The organism is Pseudomonas sp. Bout1, assembly GCF_034314165.1.
Lineage (GTDB): Bacteria > Pseudomonadota > Gammaproteobacteria > Pseudomonadales > Pseudomonadaceae > Aquipseudomonas.
Genome location: NZ_JAVIWK010000001.1, coordinates 630492 through 652474 on the forward strand (window position 1 = coordinate 630492; position 21983 = coordinate 652474).

Here is a 21983-nt window from a genome sequence, read left to right on the forward strand (position 1 = left end):
TTGCCGGTAATTCATCGATGGGGTTAAACCCCCGCGCGGTTTGTCAGTCGTAGCCATATAAGCTGTAGTCATAACGTGCGCCGTAACGCGCCCGCTCAGTCGTAACCTGGAGTCCTGTGCAATGACGCGCACTCGTAAAATTCTCGCCTGGAGCTGCGCCAGCTTCGTTTTGTTAGTCGCCATTGTGGTGTTGGTCCTGGTGTTCTTTGACTGGAACCGGGTCAAGCCGCCGATCAATGCCAAAGTCTCCGAAGAGCTGCACCGCGCCTTTGCCATCAATGGCAACCTGGCGGTGGTGTGGCGCCGCGAACCCGATGAAGGCGGCTGGCGCGCCTGGGTTCCGTGGCCTCATGTGATTGCCGAAGACCTGACCCTGGGCAACCCCGACTGGTCGAAAACCCCGCAAATGGTCACTCTCAAGCGTGTTGAATTGCGCATCTCGCCCCTGGCGTTGCTGGCCCAGCGCGTGGTGATCCCGCGTATCGACCTCACCGAACCGAGTGCGCAGTTGCAGCGCTTGGCCGATGGCCGCGCCAACTGGACCTTCAAGTTCGACCCCAAGGACCCGAACGCCGAACCGTCCAACTGGGTGGTAGACATCGGCGCCATCGGTTTCGACAAGGGCCACGTGACCCTCGACGACCAAACCCTCAAGACCCAGCTCGACGTGGTCATCGATTTACTCGGCAAGCCGATCCCTTTCGGCGAGATCGTCGGCGACGCCGACGCCAAGAAGGCCCTGGAAAAAGGCTCGGCGCCGCAGGATTACGCGTTCGGTCTCAAGGTCAAAGGCCAGTACCACGGCCAGAAACTCGACGGCACCGGCAAGATCGGTGGCCTGCTGGCGCTGCAGGACGCTGCCAAACCGTTCCCGCTGCAGGCCCAGGCCAGGATTGGCGATACCAGCATCGCGCTGGCCGGCACCCTGACCGACCCGATGAACCTTGGCGCGCTCGACCTGCGCCTCAAGCTCTCCGGCAGCAGCCTGGGCAACCTCTACCCGCTGACCGGCGTGACACTGCCGGATTCGCCAGCCTATTCCACCGATGGTCACCTCATCGCCAAGCTGCATGAGGCCAACGGCGCGTCGTTCCAGTACGAGAACTTCAACGGCAAGATCGGCGACAGCGACATCCACGGCAACCTCGGCTACGTCGCCAGCCAGCCACGGCCCAAACTCACGGGCGCGCTGGTCTCCAACCAACTGTTGATGACTGACCTCGCGCCGCTGATTGGCGCCGACTCCAACGCCAAGCAAAAAGCCCGTGGTGGTGAAAGCAAGCAGCCGGCAACCAAGGTGTTGCCGGTGGAAGAGTTCCGCACTGAGCGCTGGCGCGATATGGATGCCGACGTTGAATTCACCGGCAAGCGCATCGTGCACAGCGCCGAATTGCCGTTTACCGACCTTTACACTCACCTGGTGTTAAACGATGGCCAATTGAGCCTCGAACCCCTGCGTTTCGGCGTGGCGGGCGGCAAGCTCGACGCGCAGATTCGCCTCAACGGGCGCACCACGCCGATGGAAGGCCAGGCGAAACTCACCGCACGCAACTTCAAGCTCAAGCAGCTGTTCCCGACCTTCGAACCGATGAAAACCAGCTTCGGTGAGCTCAATGGGGATGCGGATATCTCCGGGCGCGGCAACTCGGTGGCGGCGCTGTTGGGCACCTCGAATGGCGATCTGAAGATGTTGATCAATGACGGTGCCATCAGCCGTGGCCTGATGGAAATCGCCGGGCTTAACGTGGGCAACTACGTGGTTGGCCGCCTGTTTGGCGACAAGGAAGTGAAGATCAACTGCGCGGCGGCAGACTTCGGCATCAAGTCCGGCCTGGCGACGACTCGCCTGTTTGTGTTCGATACCGAGAACGCCATCATCTATATCGATGGCACGGCGAACATGGCCAGCGAGCAGCTGGACCTGACGATTACGCCGGAGTCCAAGGGCTTCCGTCTGTTTTCCCTGCGTTCGCCGTTGTACGTCAATGGGCCGTTCATCAAGCCCAATGCTGGTGTGAAGGCGGTACCACTGATGTTGCGTGGCGCGGGCATGGTGGCGCTGGGTGTAATTGCCGGCCCGGCGGCGGGCTTGCTGGCGCTGGTGGCACCGAGCGGCGATGAGCCGAACCAATGTGCACCGTTGCTGCAACAGATGAAGGAAGGCAAGGCGCCTAAAACAGTGAAGGGCTAGCTGGCAAAACCGGGAAGCAAATGTAGGAGCGGGCTTGCTCGCGAAGGCGGTGGTTCAGTCAGGAATGTGCCGACTGATCCACCGCCTTCGCGGGCAAGCCCGCTCCCACATGGGGTTGCGGTTAGTTAGAGGTCTTTCAGAATGTCTGCCATGTCATCGGCGTGCTCTTCTTCCTGGGCCAGAATGTCTTCGAAGATCCGGCGTGTGGTCGGGTCTTTGTCACCGATGTACTGGATGATCTCGCGATAGCTGTCCACCGCGATGCGCTCGGCCACCAAGTCTTCGTAGACCATTTCCTTGAGCGTGTTACCGGCTACATATTGTGCGTGAGAGTTCTTCGACAGCAGGTCGGGGTTGAACTCCGGCTCGCCGCCCAGCTGCACGATGCGCTCGGCCAGCTTGTCGGCGTGTTCGGCTTCCTGGGTGGCGTGCTCAAGGAATTCCTCGGCAGCGACATGCGCCTTGACGCCATTGGCCATGAAATAGTGGCGCTTGTAGCGCAGCACGCACACCAGTTCGGTGGCCAGCGATTCGTTGAGCAGGCGCAGGATTTCCTGGCGGTCGGCGTCATAGCCTTCAGTCACGGCACCGTTTTCGACGTTCTTGCGGGCGCGGTCACGCAATGTGGCTACGTCAGACAAATGTGAGTCAGTCATCTTGATTCTCCTGGGGCTAATCCGGTTTTACGCCACGCTCTGTCGGCGTGATCGCACTAAGTTGTGAGTCCCAGGCAGTGCAAAAAGTTTTATCGGATTTGAGGGGCGTGGCCTGACAGCCGCGCTTCGTCCCTTAGCCATTCAAAAAATGCCCGCACTGGCGGGTGCCGTTCACGTCCCGGTACGCACAGGGCGCTGTAGCCGGCGCCGTCCACGCTGACCTGTGGCCGGTAAGGCACCAGCAAGCCGCTGTTGATGCTTTCCGAGACCAGGATATTGCTCGCCAGCACCAGGCCCTGGCCGGCGATTGCTGCTTGCAGGGCGTAGTGTTCTTCGTCGTATTCGCGCAGTGGCGAGGCGGATTGCAACCAGTCTTCCCCGGCCTTTTCGCACCAGGCTTGCCAGCCCAGGGCGTAGAGCTGGGAGTTATGCCAGCGCACGCTGATCAAGGTCGGCGTGCGCTCGCGTGCCAGGGCGACCTGCTCGGGGGAGCCATAGACCGCGAAACACTCATCGAACAGGCACAAGCCGTACAGGTTCGTGTAGTCGTCGATGCTGTAGCGAATCGCCAGGTCGACACTGGCGTCCTGCTGTAAATCCACGACGGCGCAGTTGGTGTCCAGGCGCAGGCTGATATCCGGATGGGCAGCGTAGAAGCGTCCCAGTCGCGGCACCAGCCATAAAGCGGCAAACGCGGGCGTGGTGGACAGCGTGAGATGGCCGGCGCTGCGTTGCGGGCGCAGGGTGTCGACGCTTTGTGCCACGTCCAGCAGCGCGCCATGCAGGCTGTGGAACAAGCGCTCGCCGCGCTCCGTCAGGCGCACCTGGCGCGGCAGGCGCTCGAACAGCGGCACCCCGAGCCAGGTTTCCAGGGCGCGAATCTGGTGGGACACCGCCGTCGGCGTCACCGACAGCTCGTGGGCGGCAGCCTTGAAACTCAGCAGGCGCGATGCCGATTCAAAGGCGCGCAGGGCGGTCAGGGGCAGCGAGGCGAACATGCAGGCTCCATGGATGAGTTTTTCTCATCCCAAACAACTATTGCTCATTTGTGAGGTAGGCCGCTCATCTCTAGATTTGTGGGCAAGAGTGGCAGCTATTCAGGTTGCCGGAGTTTAGCGTGTGAAGGCCTTACAGATGAAAAAAATGCTTGTGGTTCATTCCAGCCCGCGTGGCGAACGCTCCCATTCCCGGCGCCTGGCCGAGGTGTTTCTCGCCGCGTGGCAAAGCGCCAACCCGGGCGCGCAACTGACCCGCCGCGAAGTCGGCCGTGCGTCGATTCCCCATGTCAGCGAAGCGTTCATTGCCGCCAGCTTCCACCCCGAGCCCCAGTCCATGCCTTTGTCCATGCACGCTGATTTACAGTTGAGCAATGAACTGGTGGGTGAGTTGGTCGAGCACGAACTGCTGGTGATTTCCGTCCCGATGTACAACTTCGCGATTCCCAGCGGGCTCAAGGCCTGGATCGACCAGATCGTACGCATGGGCCACACCGTAGACATCACCCAGGACAGCCAGGGCATTGCCCAGTATCAGCCTTTGTTGTTGGGCAAAAAGGCGCTGATCATCACCAGCCGCGGCGGCAGCGGCTTTGGCCCGGGCGGTGAAAACGAGGCGATGAACCACGCCGATCCGCATCTGCGCACCGCGTTGGGGTTTATCGGTATTGAGGACGTCACGGTGATTGCGGCAGAGGGCGAGGAGTTTGACCCAGCGATATTTCGTCGCTCGTGTGACGCGGTGGAGGGCCAGTTGCGCGATCTGGCAACTGGCTTCTAAGGGTTAAGACGCTTTACGGTTAACCGGCGTCGTCCAGCGCTCCGACAAAATCACCCCGCCCAGGGTCAACAAGCCGCCCACCAGGTGATAAGTCGCCAACTGTTCCTTCAACACCACCGCCGCGATCAACGCGGTGATCAGCGGCAGCAGGTTGAAAAACAGCGTGGTGCGGCTCGGGCCCAGGGTTTTCACCGAGTGCATCCAGGCCAACGGCGCGAGCATGGAGGCCAGCAGGCAGGCGTACAGCACCAGCGGAATGTTCGACCAGCCCAGGCCCGCCTTGTCGGAGAACACAAACAGCGGAAACAGCACCACCACCGCCACCAGTATCTGTAAATACAGCAACACCAGCGGCGGCAACCGCAGCTGCCACTTTTTCAACAGGGTGCTGTAGACCGCGTAGGCGAGGGTGGCCACCAGCATCATCCCGTCACCGAGGTTCAGCCCGTGTTGCAGCAGGGCGCCGAGGCTGCCGGCGGAAACCACTACCACTACGCCGGCGAACGACAGCACGGCACCGGTAAGGGCCCCGAAGGTCAGGCGTTGGCCAAGGCTGATGATTGCGGCAGTAAGAGCCATCAGCGGCATCAGCGAAAGGATGATGCCCATGTTGGTGGCCGAGGTCAGTGTGGCGGCGTAATACGCCAGGCTCTGATACACCGCCATGCCAAGTACGCCGAGGATAAAGATCTTGCCCAGGTTCGGGCGAATCAGCGGCCAGTTGGCAATCACCGGCTTGAGCATGAACGGGGTAAACAGCAAGCCGGCCAACAGCCAGCGATAAAAGCCGATTTCGGCGGGGAAAATCGTCCCCACCGCGAGTTTGTTGACCACGGTATTGCCGGCCCAGATAAAAATGGCCAGTAACGGATAAGCGTATTGCATCGAGAGGAACCAGTTGCGTCTATGAGGGACGATTATCCCTTGTCTGGATCGAAGCTTATACTTCGATCCAGCCATCCCGCGTGTGTATCCAGACAACATGCTCAAGAAAGACATCAAACTTCCCGACTTCGACAACTTGCCGTCCCCGGTGTACTTCCGTTATTCGGAGTTCGAAGCCCATACCCAGGCCTCAGCGCATCAGCATGAGTGGGGCTCCCTGGACTATTCGTCCCGTGGCGTGATGCGCATGGAGGTGGCCGGCAGCCGCTTCATGTCACCGCCGCTCTACGCTATCTGGATCCCGCCACGCACCGAACACAGTGCGGACATCGCCGAGGCCATCGTGTATCGCTCGGTGTACCTGGCGCCGCACCTGTGCGAGCAGTTGCCCAAGCAGCCGTGCACGTTGGCTATCAGTGAGATTCTCAAGGCGATCCTCAGCGATTTCGCCGAGCGTGACGTCAACATTCCCGAAAACGAGGCCGACGTGCGGCTGGCCCAGGTGCTGGTGGACCAGCTCAAACAGGCGCCGGTCCACGATTGTTTCCTGCCCTATGCCAGCAGCCCCGGGGTTTCCAGCGTGCTGGAAGGCATGCAGGCCGCGCCCGGGGATAACCGGCCGCTGGCCCAGTGGGCGCAACAGGTGCATGTCAGCGAGCGCACCCTGGCCCGGCAATTTGTGCGCGACCTGGGAATGAGCTTCGGTGAATGGCGCCAGCGCCTGCGTTTCCTGGCGGCCATCGAAGCGTTGGACAGCACCCGCAGTGTCCAGGAGGTCGCGTTTGACCTGGGCTACAGCACCGCCTCGGCCTTTATCGCGATGTTCCAGCGCCAGGCCGGCTGCACCCCGGAGCAGTACCGCCGGACAAATATACGCGGCAGGAAGGTGTAACAGGGTTTGACTACACTGCAGGGGAGGCCGTGCCCCTCGGTGCGGTAACAGGGAGAAAACTCCATGAAGATGCTGCGTATTCCGTTGTTGATGATGGGCCTGCTGCTGTGTTCCCAGGGCTTTGCCGCCACAGCTGCACAGACGGCCCAGCAACAAAAAATGACCACGTGCAACGCCGAAGCCAAGACCAGCGGCAAAACCGGTGATGATCGCAAGGCATTCATGAGTACCTGCCTCAAGGCAGCCCCGGCGGCCAATGACGCCAAGACCCTCACGCCACAGCAGCAAAAAATGAAAGATTGCAACGCCACGGCGAAAACCCAGGCGCTGACCGGGGACGCGCGTAAAACCTTTATGAGCACCTGCCTGAAGAAATAATGATGCAGGACCCTGTGGGAGCTGGGCTTGCCTGCGATAGCGATCTGGCAGGCAAGCCTGTGCTGACTGACCCACCGCCATCGCAGGCAAGCCAGCTCCCTCACTGGGCCGCGTTTAGACTTCTCGCTTGATTCACCCAAGGCTGGCAGACTGCCCATCCTTTAACGCCGTTCGTTTTGAGGCTGTATGCCAACGTTTTCTCAGCGTCACGTGTTGTTGTTGGTCAGTTGCGTGCTTATTTTTGGCGGGCTGCTGCTGGTTTTGCCATTGAAGTTGCTGCCGAGCCTGCTGGCCGGGCTGCTGGTGTATGAGCTGGTCAACATGCTCACCCCGCAATTGCAGCGGTTGATCGAAGGCCGGCGTGCACGCTGGTTGGCGGTGGCGTTGCTGGGGACCTTGATCGTCAGCATCCTGACCCTGATTTTTGCCGGGGCCATCAGCTTCCTGCTCCATGAAGCGGAAAACCCGGGAGCTTCCCTCGATAAATTCATGGGCGTGGTCGACCGTGCCCGCGGCCAGTTGCCGCCGTTCCTCGACGCCTATTTGCCAGCCAGCGCTGCCGAGTTCCGCGTGGCCATCGGCGAATGGTTGAGCAAACACCTCAGCGAACTGCAACTGGTGGGCAAAGACGCCGCGCACATGTTCGTGACCTTGCTGATCGGCATGGTGCTGGGCGCGATCATCGCGCTGCAGCGCGTACCCGACCTCACCAAGCGCAAACCCCTGGCGGCTGCGCTGTTTGATCGCCTGCACCTGCTGGTCCAGGCCTTTCGCAACATTGTCTTCGCCCAGATCAAGATCGCCGCGCTGAACACGGCCTTCACCGCGATCTTCCTCGCGGTGGTATTGCCGCTGTGCGGGATTCACCTGCCGCTGACCAAGACCCTGATCGTGCTGACGTTCCTGCTGGGCCTGCTGCCGGTAATCGGCAACCTGATGTCCAACACCCTGATTACGATTGTGGCGTTGTCGCTGTCGATCTGGGTCGCGGTGGCGGCGTTGGGCTACCTGATCGTGATCCACAAGGTCGAGTACTTCCTCAACGCGCGCATCGTCGGCGGGCAGATCAGTGCCAAGTCGTGGGAACTGTTGTTGGCGATGCTGGTGTTCGAAGCCGCGTTCGGCCTGCCAGGGGTGGTGGCGGGGCCGATTTATTACGCGTACTTGAAGAGTGAGTTGAAGCTGGCGGGGATGGTTTAACCTGCGCGGAACCTTTGGCTGTGGGGCTTTAAGGCTGTTGTAGTGAGGGGGCTTGTCCCCCGCTGGGCTGCGCAGCAGCCCCAAACCAGGCAACGCGTTTAATCTGAAAAAATGCGTTTGCCTTGATGGGGCTGCTGCGCAGCCCAGCGGGGGACAAGCCCCCTCACTACAAGCCAAAGCAAGCCTCCTCGCCATCCTTCAGCAGATGGGATCAGGGTGTTTCACTCAATAGCCGTACCGCTTGCTGGCCTCAATCGCCAGGCCACTGCCAATACTGCCAAAAATGTTGCCTTCCACATGTCGCGCATTCGGCAGCATCGCCGAAATGCTGTGGCGCAGCGCCGGAATCCCGCTGGAACCCCCGGTAAAGAACACCGTGTCCACCTGGGCCACGTCCACCGATGCATCGGTGAGCAACCGGGTCACGCTGTTACGCACCCGCTCCAGCAAGCCGTCGATGGCCGACTCGAACAACGCCCGGCTCAACTCCACGCTCAACCCCGGCTCAACCCGGTCCAGCAGCACATGGCGGCTGTCCTGCTGGGTCAGCTGGATCTTGGTTTCTTCCACTTCCATCGCCAGCCAGTGCCCGGCGCGCTGTTCGATCAGGTTGAACAGGCGGTCGATGCCGCCAGTGTCCTCGATGTCGTAGCGCATGCTGCCCAACGCCAGCTTGGATTTTTGCGAGTACACCGAGTTGATGGTGTGCCAGGTCGCCAGGTTCATGTGGTGGCTGGTGGGCATGTAGGCGCCGCTCTTCATGCGGCTGCCGTAGCCGAACAGCGGCATCATGCCGGCCAGCGACAGTTGCTTGTCGAAGTCGGTACCGCCGATGTGTACGCCGCCAGTGGCGAGAATGTCGTCGTGGCGGTTGTCAATCTGGCGCCGCTCGGGCGACAGGCGCACCAGCGAGAAGTCGGACGTACCACCGCCGATGTCGACGATCAGCACCAGCTCTTCTTTTTCAATGGTGGACTCGTAGTCGAAGGCCGCGGCAATCGGTTCGTACTGGAACGAGATGTCCTTGAACCCGATCTTGCGGGCCACGTCCACCAGGGTGTTCTCGGCTTCCTGGTCGGCCATCGGGTCATCGTCGACGAAGAACACCGGACGGCCCAGCACCACTTCGTCGAACTCACGCCCGGCGGTGGCCTCGGCGCGGCTCTTGAGTTGGCCGATAAACAGCGCCAGCAAGTCGGTGAATGGCATCGCCGTGCCTAAAACGCTGGTGTCATGCTTGATCAGCTTGGAACCCAGCAGGCTCTTGAGCGAGCGCATCAGCCGGCCTTCGTAGTTTTCCAGGTACTCGTGCAGGGCCAGGCGGCCGTACACCGGGCGGCGCTCCTCGAAGTTGAAGAACACCACTGACGGCAGCGTGATCTTGTCGTCCTCCAGCGCGATAAGCGTTTCCATGCCGGGACGAATCCAGCCGACGGTGGAGTTGGACGTGCCGAAGTCGATGCCGCAGGCACGGGCTGGGGATGGGTTTTTCATGTCAATCGGGTTCCGGTTGAAAAACGGCCGCGCAGTGTATGCCAGTCGAGGGCGGATGCGTAGGCCAACCATCCGTTAAATCGAGCTTGAAACCTGGGGATTTGCCCCCACATCTGCTGCATACGGCAAGTGCCGATAACACTTTGACGCGCCCCCCAGGCCACAAGACTCAACAGGTGCAAAGCAGCGCACGTTGTGCCCCGGGCTGTGCGATCTCGATTAAGGATGGTGAACCTGCGATGGATTTCAAAGATTACTACAAGATATTGGGTGTCGAGCCGAGCGCCGATGACAAGGCAATCAAGGCCGCCTATCGCAAGCTCGCGCGCAAATATCACCCCGATGTGAGCAAGGAAAAAGACGCCGAAGAGAAGTTCAAGGACGCGTCCGAAGCCTATGAGGCGCTTAAAAGCGCCGACAAGCGCGCGGAATACGACGAACTGCGCAAATACGGCCAGCATGGCCAGCCGTTCCAGGGGCCACCGGGCTGGCAGAGCCGTGGCGGCTTTGGTGGCGGCGGCCAGGACACGGGCGACTTCTCGGACTTCTTCAGCTCGATCTTCGGCTCGCGCGGCGATGCCTTTGGGGGCGGCCAGCGCCGTCCTGCCGGGCGCAAAGGCCAGGACGTCGAGATGCAGCTGTCGGTGTTGCTTGAAGAGACGCTGTCTACCGAGTCCAAGCAGATCAGCTTCCAGGTGCCGCAATACGACGCCATGGGTCGTCACGTCAGCAACACCACTAAAAGCCTGAACGTGAAGATCCCGGCCGGTGTGGCGGATGGCGAACGCATCCGTCTCAAGGGCCAGGGCGCGCCGGGCATCGGTGGCGGCCCGAACGGCGACCTGTACCTGATCATCAAGTTTGCACCGCACTCAAGGTTTGAAGTGGACGGTGAAAACCTGATCATCAACTTGCCCCTGGCGCCGTGGGAGTTGGCGCTGGGCGCCGAAGTGGCAGTGCCGACCCTCACCGGCAAGATCAACCTCAAGGTGCCGGCCGGCAGCCAGAACGGCCAGCGCATGCGCGCCAAGGGCCATGGCTTGCTGAACAAGGCCGGGCAGCGCGGTTACCTGTTTGTGCAGCTCAAGGCCGTGATGCCCAAAAACACCGACGATGAGGTCAAGGCCTTGTGGCAGGAACTGGCGCAAAAGGCGGCGTTTGATCCAAGGGAAGCGTGGAGCAACTGACACTTCCCTTGGGCGTTCAGGCGATAACGCAGCCTTTGCGGCAGGTGAACCAGTCCTGGACGGTCAATTGTTTGATCAGTTGTGCCTCCTCGATGGCGCGTTGCAATTGCAGGTCCTGCGCCTGGGCGTCGTAGTCGGCGGCGCTCAAGGTGCCGGCGGCCTGGCTGTCGTCCAGCATTTGCAGGCGCAGTTCGAAGGGCTGGTTGAGAGCCTCGAACGCTTCTGGGTAATGGTTTCGAACGAAGGCCTGCCAGAATTCCCGGCCCAGCAGTGATTGCAACGCTTGTGCAGTGTTATCCAGCCTTTCGACCGTGACCGCTGCGCCCCCCAGCACCGCCGTTGGCAGCTGCGCCGTCGCCAGGTAACGGGCCGCTGTTGGCTGGCCGGGCAGCTTCAGACGCTTTTGCAGACCCATGCGGTAGGCCAGGCGTATCTCGATATCTTCCACCTGTCTGATAGCATCGATTTTTTGCTGCTCGCTGAGGCGCGAGCCACGAATCGTGCGCTCGCGCATTTGAATTTCCCGAGTGGCAATTTTTTCCACTTCGTCCAGGCGGAACAAGCCTTTGGCCAGCTCCAGCAATGCGGGCCCTTTTTCCGTATCGCTTGCCCACCGTGTGGCACGCCAAATCAGTACCTTGACCTCCATGTCACTGAACACCAACGCCGCGCGGTCGCCGCAACGGGGGTCGCCTGCCGTGGCGAACAAGTCCTCGCACAGCCCCGGGTCCTGGGCGGCCTCGATCATTTCCCACACCCGAGCTTGCAGCGCGGGGTAGGCCACGGAGTACTCTTCCGAGTCCTTGAGGTTTTTCAGGATACCCAGGAAGGCCTCCGAGCCAGGCTTTGCGGCGATCAATTCCCACTGCTGTTGCCCCTCGGCTACCTCTTGCGGGAGCCTGTCTCTCATCCAGTGTTTGAACGCCGGTTCCGGCGCGGCGGGTGCCGGTACGTACAAGGGTTGTGCGGCGGCTGCCGGTTGGGCTCCGGGCGCTCGATAGAGCATGGTGTTCGGGCGCCGCTCTGCCGCTTCGGCGTAGTTCGGTGCGACGTTTAGCCGGTATTCTCCCAGTTGCAGCTGGGTTTCTTCTGTCAGCGGGTTGCCCCCGATATAGGTCACGTTATTGATCCTGATCGCCATCGGCGCCTGCTCGGGCGTGGGGTTGACCTGTGCTTGCGGCAAGCTGGCGATTTGGTTGTCGCTCAGATTGATATGCTCCGGCGTCAGTTGGGCGCCGAGGCCCGTTGGCCATTGGGTGATCCCGGTGTTGTTCAGGTACAGGCCGCGCAAGTCGGTCATGGCGCTGAAGTCGGGGGTGCGCGCCAGAGGGTTGTACGACAGGTTGATTTCCTTGAGGCTGGAAAGCTCTTCTATTATTGCCGCATCGGCTTCGGTCATTGTGATGCGGTTGCCGCTAAGGTTCAGGCGGGTGAGCCGTTGCATGCGGGCGAGGTTAGGCGGTATCGAGCTCAGGTTGGAGTGCGTCAGCTCAAGCCAGCGCAGTTTGCTGAAGCGTCCCAGGAACCCGTCGACGCCGTAAAGTGACGTCATGGCGTTCAGCTTCAGTTGGCCGACGTGGCTGAAGTCAGCGTCCAGAACGGGTAATTCGCCCACCTGTAAATTTTGCACTTCCAGGCTATGGCCAATCGGTGTGCCGTCGTGGGCATTGAGTTCGCGTGTCATGCGCTTCCAGCATTCCCGCAGCTTCATGGCAAATCGCCATCGATGGTCGGGAGAGCCGGCGCGAATATGGTCCGGGCCGGCTTCGACCATGAAGCGTTCCGACACCCAGTGTTCCAGGGTTGCTTCCAGGGTTTGCCATTCGGCTTCCAGGCGCGTCAATTCGGCGTCTGCCCTTGCGCCGGCTTCTATGATGAAACGCTCCTTCTGCGCCTCGCTGTACATGGGGAACAGCTCGCGTAACCGCGCTACTTGCGGGTCCGCACTGAGTGGCACCTCAAAGCCGCCCGGCAAGCCGCCTTCGCGCCAATCGGGCCGGGTTTGCGCCAGGCGATCAAGGCTTGCGCGCATATCCTGGCAGGCCTGCAGTGTGAAGGGGTTGTGGTGTAGCCGTGTGACGCGGTTCAGTCGAAGCGTGGCAAGCTCCGCCTCGGGAGTGGGGTTAAGCAAGGCCTCGGGAACCTCGCTGAGTAGGTTGGAGGACAGGTCGACCAGGCGTAGCTTTTGCAAACCGAGTAACCCTGTGGGCCATTGGTGGATCTGGGTCATCTTCAGCTTGAGCTTGCGCAAGCCTGGCATGGCGCTGAAGTCGGGCAGGTGGCCCAGAGGGTTGTTGCTCAGGGTCAGCTCTTCAAGCTTCGTCAAGCCGGCCAGGCTGCTCGCGCTGCTTTGGTCGAGGACGATGGCGTTCTCGGCCACATCCAAATGGGTCAGCTCCTTCATGGTAGTGACCACCTCGGGCAGTTCGGTCAGTGTGCGCTGTGCGGCGCCACCGATATGTTGAAGGGTCAAGCGCTTGAGGTTAGGGAACCGGCCGAGAAAGGCCTGGGGGCTCTCGGTGAAGCTCACAGCGTAGAGCAGCAACTCCTCGACATGCGCAAAGTCGGCGCTCAACTTCGGTAGCTTTACCCCGCTGTGGATTTTCAGCAGGCGGCCGGTATGTTCATCAGCACGGTCCGCGAGCTGGCGTCGCCAGCAGCTTTTGAGCTTCTTGGCCGTGTCGCGCTCCCTGAAGCCCGGGTTGCGCTCCAGCGGATTGCGCGCGCGCTCGTCTTGCTCGCCTTGCAGCACCCAGTCTTTGAGTTCCTGCTTGAGGGTGGCGTATTGGGATTCCAGGTGCAGCAGTTCGTCGCGCACCCGTTCGCCGTGGCTGGCGATGAAGGTATTAACCTGTTCCTCATTGAAACCAGGGTACAGCCTGCGCACCCGCGCATCTGTGGTGCGCAGCCGGTTGAGACCCAACAGGGGCGCGCCACCGCGCAGCACGGCGCCTGGGGCCAGTGGTTTGTTGAATGCAGGGTATTGCAACAGCACCGGGCGCAGGCGCTCGCGCGTGAGCGGTGTTTGCCTGACCCGTTGCTTCAAGGTGCCGTTATCCAATGCCGCGTCGCCCAGCGCCCGTCGCTGCACGTGGCTAAGACGTTGCAACACTGCGCCGTACAGGTCTGTTGCGCCGAATGTACCCTCTTCGCCAGCCGCCAGCACGACGGGCGGTGTGGGGCCGGGCGTACCAATCGCGTCAAGCAGTGGCCCCTGCTCGCTGCCCAGGCGCAGTTCCACACGCAAGCCGGGCTCCCAGCCGGGCAACGTTTCCAGGGTGTGCAGCGCCAGGCGCTGGCTGTCCGGGTTTTGCAGGGCATCGATAAACAAGCCCTCGTAGGCGCGGCTCAGGCGGGTTTCCTGGCGATAATCACGTGCCAGCGCTTTCAGCCTGGGCGACAGGCTGTCGTGCTCGCGCAAGGCGCTGGCTTCCTCGTCAGTGGCGTTTTCCAGTACCTGCCTGGCCGAAGTGCTCGGCAGGCCGGGCGTCTGGTCCTTGATGCGCTGCACCTGCGGGTCCTGGGTCGCGTCGTGGGCGCGATAATCATCGTCGAACAACGTGGTGCGTGAGTCCACGGCGGCCCGGGCAATCTGCTGGCGCCACTGGGCGGCCTGCTCGGCCATAGGTTTCACCGTGGTGCCATAGACGAGTTCGAAATTCAGGTTTTTGTGCGCGACCACCCGCTTCGCCAGTTGGATGTCTGCGCGTACGTAATCGTTTTCGCTGGCGATGCGCTGGATAAACGTGTCGATACGTTGACTGATTTGAAAGCGTTCCAGGCTATCGACCAACACAGGCGGAGGCGGCTCATGATTCACGTGTAATTGGCGCAATTGTTCGGGCGTGACGCCGCTGCTCACGCGCACCTGTTCCAGTTGAGCATCGGTGAGCCCCTCAGTGCGATAACCCAGGCGGCGCATCAGCGGCGGGCCTTGCCAGGTCAGGGGCTCTTCGCCTTCGTGAATCCAGGCGCCGGCACCGTCGTGTTCCACGTGCGGGGTGTAGGCGTCCTGGCGCCAGGGGTGTTGGATACGGTACGACTGGCCGTCGGCCTCAGGCTTGACGGTAAACACTTGGCCATTCAGCGGCAGCAGGGAAGTTTGGTCATCGGTGTGCAGGCCCAGTTCATCCAGGGGCGCATTGTCGGGCAGGGTGGTTTCGCTGCCATACACGGTCAGGTCCGGCTCCCACAGGCGTTGCGTGCCGTTCGGCAGTGTCACCGGCTTGAGTTCCTGGATCAGTGGCGGCGTGGCCAGGCGTTGCAGGCCTTTGCCCGCGCCGGCCATCAGTGCCATGAGGGCCAGGTTCTCGGCCACGTCCAACAGATGTTGCCTGGCCGCCTCCTTGTCGCCGTCACTCCACTCGATCACCCCTTCAAAGGTTTCGTACAGTAACTGGCCCGCCATCGCGGCCATCATCAACTCGCCCAGCACCGGGACAAACATTGAAACCATGCCAAAAACGGCCAGGCCACCTTCCAGCCACTGCGCGATTTTTTCGGCACGTACCCGTGCATCCACGTCGGCGGTGGGGGTTGCCCGGTGGCGCGCGTCGTTGAGCATCTTGTCGCGGCTTTTTTCGAACCCGTCCGCCCACAGGTCGACGTTGGCTGCCCACAAGCCGCCTTTGGAAACCACGCTGATATTCAACTTGGGGTTGTCTGCGCGTACCCGCTTGTCGGGTTTTGGCGGGGGCAACTCCTGCGGGATCGCGACCGCCCCCAGCGCCGGTAAAACGGCTCCGAGTAAGTTGTTGGTGATGGGTGAGCGCACGATTGCATCGCCAATCGGGTGAGTGCCGGGCGCAAGCTCGGTGAAGCGACTGAGGAAGCGCGGCTTGTCGGCCTCGGCAAAAAACTGGCTGAAAAACCGTTGATTAACGCTGGGCGCCGGGGTGTCGCCTTCGACGGCGGACGCGTGGTCGGTGTCCTGAGCCAGCAGTTGGCGAGTGAGTTCGGCTCTCAGCTCATCATTGCTGTTGTAGCGCTTGAGCGGATGGTCACGGTCATGGGGTACATAGACGAGAGAGTCGACGCCATAGCGATATTTCTCGCAGGGCTGGAATACCTGGCACCCGTGGAGTGACCGGTTAACCATGCTCAAGTTGAAAAACCATACGGGCTTGCCCCCCAGCATCGGGTTGCGTTCGCCATCGATCACTTCAAGGATCATCGCGTGGTCGTCGGCAAGGATGTCGTTTTTGAGCAAGGCCATGTAGGCCGCGGCCTTGAGGGCGGCTTTTTGGCTGGTGATGACCGCCTCGCGAAAGCGTGTCGCGGTGCCCTCCTCGGCAGGCAACAAAATCTGGTTGAGGTGCTTCTGATAGGCGCCGCCGATGTCCATGGAGCGGCACAGGGCGATAAAGACGGGCACAGTCAGCGTGCGACTGATAGCAGGTGCGCAGCCGCTGACGTCGAGGTTTTGGGTAAACCCCGAGGTGCTGTCAAACGCTTCGGGCTCGGCTTCACTGGCTTCAAAGTTATGCAGGGCCGCCTGGACTATCGAAACTTCCATGACAGTGAAAGTGCCCGCCTTTATTCCCACGGAGCCAAGTTTTAACGGTTTGTAGAGGCGCAGGTAAGTACCGCCGATATCCAGGCTTATGTTGAACTGTTTTTTCAGCTCGGCATTGAGCAGGCGTGCGGCAAATACGTCGAGTTTTTCCAGGGGAGCCAGGTAATTATCGACGGCCAGTTGAGCGCTGAAACTGGCCTCGTTCAATGCATTTAATGTGTGGCGTTGATCGGCGGGCAAGCGGTCAAGCCAGGTATGCTTTTTAAGGTTTACCTGTTTTATACCATCGATGCGCTGGCGTGTTGCCTGCTTCAGCCACTCAGGTATGGCCTGTTGGATAAAGTCGCTGTTGTCTTCGATCAATGTTCCGGCGGTGGTAGTAGGTACATCGAACATGAGTCACTCCTTTGGCTGTTCAAGGCAAAAAGAGTACCTAAAGTTGGCGTTTATTAATAAATCGAAAGCCGCATGGGAAGGCTGCAATAGTTAGTGCAAACAACGCGGATGTACGATGCATTTAATACCTATTTAGTACACCCGGGGCGCTTCGTCTGTTGTGCAACTATTTATCTAAATAGATACCGTTATGCCGTGGCGGAACGGATTAACGTCAGGTTCTTTTTTTCATCAAGGTATTCGCTTATGACAGCGTCTCAAACCGCCCCTGTCTCGTCAGAAGCTGCAGAGCAAGGCCAGCACTATGAACTGATCAGGGCTGCAATTACGCCTGTGCTGGCCACCGCCACCGCCTCTTTTCGAACGGCATTACGGCAAACCAAACCGGATATTCCAGCCTGGTACGCGGCGGCGACTCAGGCGCAGAAGGATCAGCTCCAGACGTACGTCGATGCCAGCCTCAAGTCCCGTGCCGAATTTGAGAAGACCATGCACAAGGTGCAGGACGCCGACACGTTCGGCCAGCCCCTGCTGGAAGCCGCATTGAAAAGCGCCGGTTACGAGGTGGATGTGCATCAGGTGTGGGTGCGACTCTACGTGCCCATCGAGGAGTCGTTCGGGGTTAAAACGGGGCACAGGGTCAAGACACTGTCTTTGATGCAGGCAGCGTTGAATAACTTCGAAGCCGAAGAGGCGCAAGCCGGTTTTTTCGACAACGTGTCGGGGTTCATTACCGCGCCCGATGCACGTGGGCATTTTGAGCGCTACACCACCGCCCTGAACATCGAGACCTTCGCCCGGCTGTGCCGCGACCTCGACCTGGGCCAGCAATACCAGGACCACCTCGCCGCGTACCTGCGCCCGCTGGGCACGGTTTCCAAAAACCTGCTGCGCGCGCGCTTCATCACTCACCACAAAGATGCGTTCACGGCCGCAGCCTATATGGCCTTGCTCAAGGGCGATATCAGCGCAGACGACCACCTGTTACTGATGCGCGTGGCGCAGGACGAACGGCGGATCAAGGTGGGCAGCAAGCAGGTGTGGTATCGCTGGCCGTCGATGATGGGCCTGGCATTGCATGGCTGCGTCATTTTTGATCCGAGTGAGGAGCATCGCTACGGCACCTGGTTTATCGCGTATATCCCTGACCACCCCGACCACCCGATCAAGCGCTATGAAACCTTCGATGACTTCAGTCGGGAAATGACCGACGCGTTGACCACCTACAAACCCGGGGGCCAGCAGGACGGCAGAGGCGTTTCGGTGACGCCCCTGCAGCGGTTTTTCGCAGGGTTCATCGCCAAGAAAGACCTGGCTTACTATTACCAGCGTTTTACCGAGAAGCGGCTGGATGAACCGGAGCGGGTCGTGGCCTTGGGGCCTGATCCTGAATGGCGCGCGTACTATGCGCGCAAATCATTGTCGGAGCTGAAGGCTATCGCATCGGTGATCAAGCACCCGGTGCACACTAGCCGGGTCGCGCAGCAAGACCCGAACCTGAATATCGACGCCTTCTGGATCAAAGGCATGTGGCTCGACCTGCACCTGTGGGATGAGCTTTATGACGGCATGCGCAAACGCGCCTTCGACGACGCCCTGAGCATGGCCGTACCCACCGCCCGGACCGACGCCGCGAGCCGCGACCGGCGCATGGCCCATTTGATGAACATGGGGCTGTTCGCCCTGAATATGGTCTCGATGGTCATCCCACCGTTAGGTGCGGTCATGGCGGTGGTCACGGCTGGGCAATTGTTGTTTGAGGTGTTGGAGGGGGTGATGGAACTCAGCCAAGGCGACAGGGAAGCCGGCTGGGCACACATTGGCGATGTGCTTGAAAACGTCGCGCAGTTGGCGGTGGGCGGGGCTGTGCTTCACGTGACCCTGTCGCCGTTCATTGAAGGCTTGAAAGCCGTCAAGTTGCCCACCGGCAAGACGCGCCTGTGGAAGCCTGACCTGGCGCCTTATGCCCAGGACATTGGGTTGCCTGCCGGCTCGCTCCCCGATGCGGAGGGTTTGCACACGGTTGACGGGCGCCAGGTACTCCCGCTCGAAGGCCGCGAATACAGCCTGGCGCCGGCGCCTGAGCCCGGTACTTACCGCATTCAGCATCCGTTGCGGGCCGACGCGTATGAGCCGCACATCGCCAATAACGGCTCCGGCGCCTGGCTTCACGAAGCCGATCAGCCGCTGACGTGGGAAGGTACACCGCTGATGCGCCGCCTTGGGCATGCCATGGACGGCCTCAGCGATACTCAGCTGGAGCAGGTGCGGCGGGTCAGTGACGTGGACGAGAGTGTGTTGCGCAGGGTGCATGTGGAGAGCGAGCCGACCCCGGCGATTGTGCTCGATACGGCGCAGCGATTCCGGGCTTACGACAGCGCCCAGGGCTTGAGCGGGCAGATCCTCGCCGGGCCTGTGCCGCCCGAACTGGCCGGTTACTCGGCCTTGCTGATGGTCGAGCTGCCAGGCTGGCCGGGCAGCCAGGTGATCGAAGTGTTCGAAGGCACGGGCCCAACCAGAACGACCATTCACTATGGCGACCTGAGCAGGCCCGACACGCACGCGCTCAGTATCAACCGCAGTGACCTGGTCAACGGGCGGCTGGCGGAGCGGGTGGTGGCGACACTTACCGAGGAGCAGCTCAAGGGCCTGCTGGGGCAACACCTGCCTGACGGCAACGTGCTGCGCAGCGAGCAGTTACAGGCTCGCTTGGCGAGCCATGCAAAAAGCAACCAATTGCGGGTATTCGAAAGCGTCTATCAGGGCCGCCAGTTGCCCCGAAGCGCGGAGCAGTTGGTCATGGAACGTGACTTCAAAAGCCTGCCGGCGGGCATTGCCCAGGAGCTGCTGGACGGTGCTGGCGCGAAGCAGCGGGCGTCGCTGGTCGACAACCAAAAGATCCCCCAGGCGTTGGCGCAGCAAGCACGCCTGGCGCAGGGCCAACTGCGCCTGGCGCGGGCATATGAAGGCTTGTATCTGGACGCGCTGGCCAATGCCGATACCGAAGCCCTGGTGCTCAATAGCCTGGAGAGGCTGCCGGGCTGGAAAGATGGTTTGCGCCTTGAGGTGCGCGAGGAGTCACTCACGGGCCCGTTGCGTGCCAGCTATGGAGAGCCCGCTGCCGCCGAGCGCAAAGTACTGTTGCGTGTGGAGGCGGGGCGGTATGAGGTGTTTGACTCCCGAGGCAATCAATTGCACGGGGTAGATGACCTGTACGGCACGTTGCAACACGCGCTCACGGACGCTCATCGCGCATCCATCAGGCTGCCCCATATAGGCCAGGGCCAGCAGTTGCGTGCCCTGATTTGGCAGCATGCCTTGCCTCGTGACCGGCTGCGGTGGGTGCTGAACATGCGCCCGCGCAGCTCCCCTTTCTTCAAGCCACCGCGTCGCCATCGCGGGGGCCGGCTGGGTTATCCGTTAAGTAGCAGCGGCGGCATGCTGGTAAGGTTTCCTGGTTTCAGCCTGCGTTTTCGTGAGCTCTATCCCACTGCCGACGCCCTGGAAATCGAGGCAGTTCGCGCCACTCACTTTCCCCATCATGAGGCTTGGCTAAGGGCTCAGGAGCAGGAATTCGACACGCTTGAGGCCAGATTGGGTCGATGGAGGAGTGAGCCGATCGTGGGCTTTGGCAACGAGCAAAGCCCCGCGTACCAGCAACAGCTGGAAATCCGCGAAGAGCTGACGGGGACGCTACTGCGCGCTTGGTGCAAGATCGGAGAGCTGGATACCGATAGCCTGAGCGACTACCAGGGCCAGAAGATCGACCTGACCGGCGAGGCGGTTGGGCCGCAACTGGCAAGCCTGCCGACCCTGGCTGCCAACTTCGATCACGTTACGTACCTTGCAATGACCGACTCGGCGCTGACCGATGGTGTCGATTCGTTCCTCACACACTTTCGTGGTTTGCGCAGCCTTTACCTGGAAAGGAATGCCCTCACTCGCGTGCCCCTCGCGCTTGAACAGATGCCAACGCTTAGAGACCTGGCGCTGTCGGATAACCAGATCGCCCTGGACCCGTCGGGAAGTTACCGGTTGAAGCAGTTGACCCGGTTGCGCCGCCTCGAACTTAACAACAACCCGCTGGGGATGGCGCCCAACATCAGCGATATGAGCCACTTGTATCAGTTGTCGCTGGTAAACACCGGGCAAACGGGCTGGCCCATCGGTGTCTTCTCCAAGCCTCGACCACGGTGGTTCAACCTGGACCTGGCAGATAACGATCTGCTGGTACCGGAGGTTGCGCCGGGCTCGCACCGGGCGCAGATCCTGTCGCGTACTCGCGTTACCCGTCACCGACTCAATAGCGAGCACCTGCGCCGCCTTAAGCTCTATATCGAGTCAGTGGGCATGGACCCCGATCGTGCATTTCCGCCCCGGGGGGTAAACGACAACTGGGCCTGGAAAACGGGCCTGATTGACGCGCAATGGGTCGCCAGGCAGCCCACCTGGGACGCGCTGGAAGTGTCGGCAGATGCTGAACCGTTCTTCGACGTCATCCGCGGGATGTCCGAGCACCTCGATGACTTTGACGCTACGCCGGCGGTTAAACCCGACCTTACAGGCAAGGTCTGGCGGATGTTGCAGGCGATGGAAGAGGACCCTGTGTTGCGTGACCGGCTGTTTGAGATTGCCAATCGCGTTGAAGCCATCCCCGAGTTGTTCAATGCCATGGGGCTGGAACTCATGGTATGGGAAACCCTGCACAGCCCCCCGGGGACGTTGATAGGGATACCCATGTTGAACCTGGCCAAAGGCACCGTGAGGCTCTATGAGTTGGGGATTATCATTGAAGAGCGAATACAAGCGTTGGTGGCTCAAGGGCACGCTTTCCCGGATGCCCTGAATCCGGGGCTCGATGCAGCGGGCAATCCTTTGCCCGAAATTGACGAAGCGAGCATCTACCTGGCGTACACCGCAGGGCTGGCAGAGCGGCTGGATTTGCCGTGGCAAACCAGGGCCACCGGGTATACGGTGCCCGGCGTTACGCCACAGATGCTGGACGATGCATTGACGCGGGTAAATGCACAGGGGGAAGGCGAAGGGCTGAGAAATGCTGTGGTCGAGTTGGGTTTTTGGCGCGACTTTGTGAAACGCCAGAATTTGACCGACTTCGTCGCGGTCGAAAACAAATTCCAGGCCCTGGACCGGTTGGAGAGAGCCATGGCCAGGTGGGCGAAAAAACAGGCTGAATTGCCGGAGTCCGAAAAGCTGCTGCTGCGCAATGTTATCAGGCGCTCGACCATCGAACTGGACAAGCCCCCAGGAACATTCGTGCCCGGGGCGCGTCTGGGCGCGGCTCAATTCAATGCGCTGCTGGATGAGTTATACGATGCAGAACGCGTGATTGTTGCGAGGCTCACCGACGAGGCGCTGGCAGCGCCGATCGCCCCGCAGTAATCGGCGGCCAATC

General features: G+C 60.9%; 12 protein-coding genes. 7 read left to right on the forward strand and 5 right to left on the reverse strand.

The window, feature by feature from the left end; genetic code table 11:
- Positions 1 to 121: 121 nt before the first annotated feature.
- Entirely contained in the window at positions 122 to 2191 is a 2070-nt protein-coding gene (locus tag RGV33_RS02810) for an AsmA family protein (protein WP_322143022.1), read from the forward strand.
- Between the two features lie 125 nt (positions 2192 to 2316).
- On the opposite strand, the gene RGV33_RS02815 is transcribed toward RGV33_RS02810, so the two are convergent.
- Positions 2317 to 2847, reverse strand: coding sequence for a ferritin-like domain-containing protein (locus tag RGV33_RS02815; RefSeq protein ID WP_003217418.1), 531 nt, complete (start codon positions 2845 to 2847; stop codon positions 2317 to 2319).
- 89 nt (positions 2848 to 2936) lie between these two features.
- A complete protein-coding gene (locus RGV33_RS02820; protein ID WP_322143023.1) occupies positions 2937 to 3845 on the reverse strand; it encodes a LysR substrate-binding domain-containing protein in 909 nt (302 codons plus the stop codon).
- Positions 3846 to 3981: 136 nt separating this feature from the next.
- Between RGV33_RS02820 and RGV33_RS02825 the strand changes: the two genes are divergently transcribed.
- On the forward strand, positions 3982 to 4623 hold the full coding sequence (locus RGV33_RS02825) for an FMN-dependent NADH-azoreductase (protein ID WP_322143024.1): 642 nt from the start codon (positions 3982 to 3984) through the stop codon (positions 4621 to 4623).
- A 3-nt stretch (positions 4624 to 4626) separates the two neighbouring features.
- Here RGV33_RS02825 and RGV33_RS02830 read toward each other — a convergent pair whose 3' ends face one another.
- On the reverse strand, positions 4627 to 5508 hold the full coding sequence (locus RGV33_RS02830) for a DMT family transporter (protein WP_322143025.1): 882 nt from the start codon (positions 5506 to 5508) through the stop codon (positions 4627 to 4629).
- Positions 5509 to 5605: 97 nt separating this feature from the next.
- On the opposite strand from RGV33_RS02830, the gene RGV33_RS02835 reads away from it, so the two are divergent.
- From RGV33_RS02835 to RGV33_RS02845, 3 genes are all read left to right on the forward strand, one after another.
- A complete protein-coding gene (locus RGV33_RS02835) occupies positions 5606 to 6400 on the forward strand; it encodes a helix-turn-helix transcriptional regulator (RefSeq protein WP_322143026.1) in 795 nt (264 codons plus the stop codon).
- Positions 6401 to 6463: 63 nt separating this feature from the next.
- On the forward strand, positions 6464 to 6778 hold the full coding sequence (locus RGV33_RS02840; protein WP_017478381.1) for a PsiF family protein: 315 nt from the start codon (positions 6464 to 6466) through the stop codon (positions 6776 to 6778).
- A 186-nt stretch (positions 6779 to 6964) separates the two neighbouring features.
- Positions 6965 to 7978, forward strand: a complete 1014-nt coding sequence (locus tag RGV33_RS02845) for an AI-2E family transporter (protein WP_003217402.1) — start codon at positions 6965 to 6967, stop codon at positions 7976 to 7978.
- Positions 7979 to 8203: 225 nt separating this feature from the next.
- Here the strand turns inward: RGV33_RS02845 and RGV33_RS02850 are convergent, their stop codons facing one another.
- Positions 8204 to 9472: an Hsp70 family protein gene (locus RGV33_RS02850; RefSeq protein ID WP_322143027.1), complete on the reverse strand. Its 1269-nt coding sequence runs from the start codon at positions 9470 to 9472 to the stop codon at positions 8204 to 8206.
- A 239-nt stretch (positions 9473 to 9711) separates the two neighbouring features.
- On the opposite strand from RGV33_RS02850, the gene RGV33_RS02855 reads away from it, so the two are divergent.
- A complete protein-coding gene (locus RGV33_RS02855; protein ID WP_322143028.1) occupies positions 9712 to 10659 on the forward strand; it encodes a DnaJ C-terminal domain-containing protein in 948 nt (315 codons plus the stop codon).
- Positions 10660 to 10675: 16 nt separating this feature from the next.
- Here RGV33_RS02855 and RGV33_RS02860 read toward each other — a convergent pair whose 3' ends face one another.
- Positions 10676 to 16570: an NEL-type E3 ubiquitin ligase domain-containing protein gene (locus RGV33_RS02860; RefSeq protein ID WP_322143029.1), complete on the reverse strand. Its 5895-nt coding sequence runs from the start codon at positions 16568 to 16570 to the stop codon at positions 10676 to 10678.
- A 246-nt stretch (positions 16571 to 16816) separates the two neighbouring features.
- Between RGV33_RS02860 and RGV33_RS02865 the strand changes: the two genes are divergently transcribed.
- Positions 16817 to 21970, forward strand: a complete 5154-nt coding sequence (locus tag RGV33_RS02865; protein WP_322143030.1) for a dermonecrotic toxin domain-containing protein — start codon at positions 16817 to 16819, stop codon at positions 21968 to 21970.
- The last annotated feature ends 13 nt before the right edge of the window (positions 21971 to 21983 follow it).

Bases quoted from the DNA above. Each gene is read 5' to 3' on its own strand.
- RGV33_RS02810 (WP_322143022.1), top strand. From the start codon at position 122: ATGACGCGCACTCGTAAAATTCTCGCCTGGAGCTGCGCCAGCTTCGTT.
- RGV33_RS02815 (WP_003217418.1), bottom strand. From the start codon at position 2,847: ATGACTGACTCACATTTGTCTGACGTAGCCACATTGCGTGACCGCGCC.
- RGV33_RS02820 (WP_322143023.1), bottom strand. From the start codon at position 3,845: ATGTTCGCCTCGCTGCCCCTGACCGCCCTGCGCGCCTTTGAATCGGCA.
- RGV33_RS02825 (WP_322143024.1), top strand. From the start codon at position 3,982: ATGAAAAAAATGCTTGTGGTTCATTCCAGCCCGCGTGGCGAACGCTCC.
- RGV33_RS02830 (WP_322143025.1), bottom strand. From the start codon at position 5,508: ATGCAATACGCTTATCCGTTACTGGCCATTTTTATCTGGGCCGGCAAT.
- RGV33_RS02835 (WP_322143026.1), top strand. From the start codon at position 5,606: ATGCTCAAGAAAGACATCAAACTTCCCGACTTCGACAACTTGCCGTCC.
- RGV33_RS02840 (WP_017478381.1), top strand. From the start codon at position 6,464: ATGAAGATGCTGCGTATTCCGTTGTTGATGATGGGCCTGCTGCTGTGT.
- RGV33_RS02845 (WP_003217402.1), top strand. From the start codon at position 6,965: ATGCCAACGTTTTCTCAGCGTCACGTGTTGTTGTTGGTCAGTTGCGTG.
- RGV33_RS02850 (WP_322143027.1), bottom strand. From the start codon at position 9,472: ATGAAAAACCCATCCCCAGCCCGTGCCTGCGGCATCGACTTCGGCACG.
- RGV33_RS02855 (WP_322143028.1), top strand. From the start codon at position 9,712: ATGGATTTCAAAGATTACTACAAGATATTGGGTGTCGAGCCGAGCGCC.
- RGV33_RS02860 (WP_322143029.1), bottom strand. From the start codon at position 16,570: ATGTTCGATGTACCTACTACCACCGCCGGAACATTGATCGAAGACAAC.
- RGV33_RS02865 (WP_322143030.1), top strand. From the start codon at position 16,817: ATGACAGCGTCTCAAACCGCCCCTGTCTCGTCAGAAGCTGCAGAGCAA.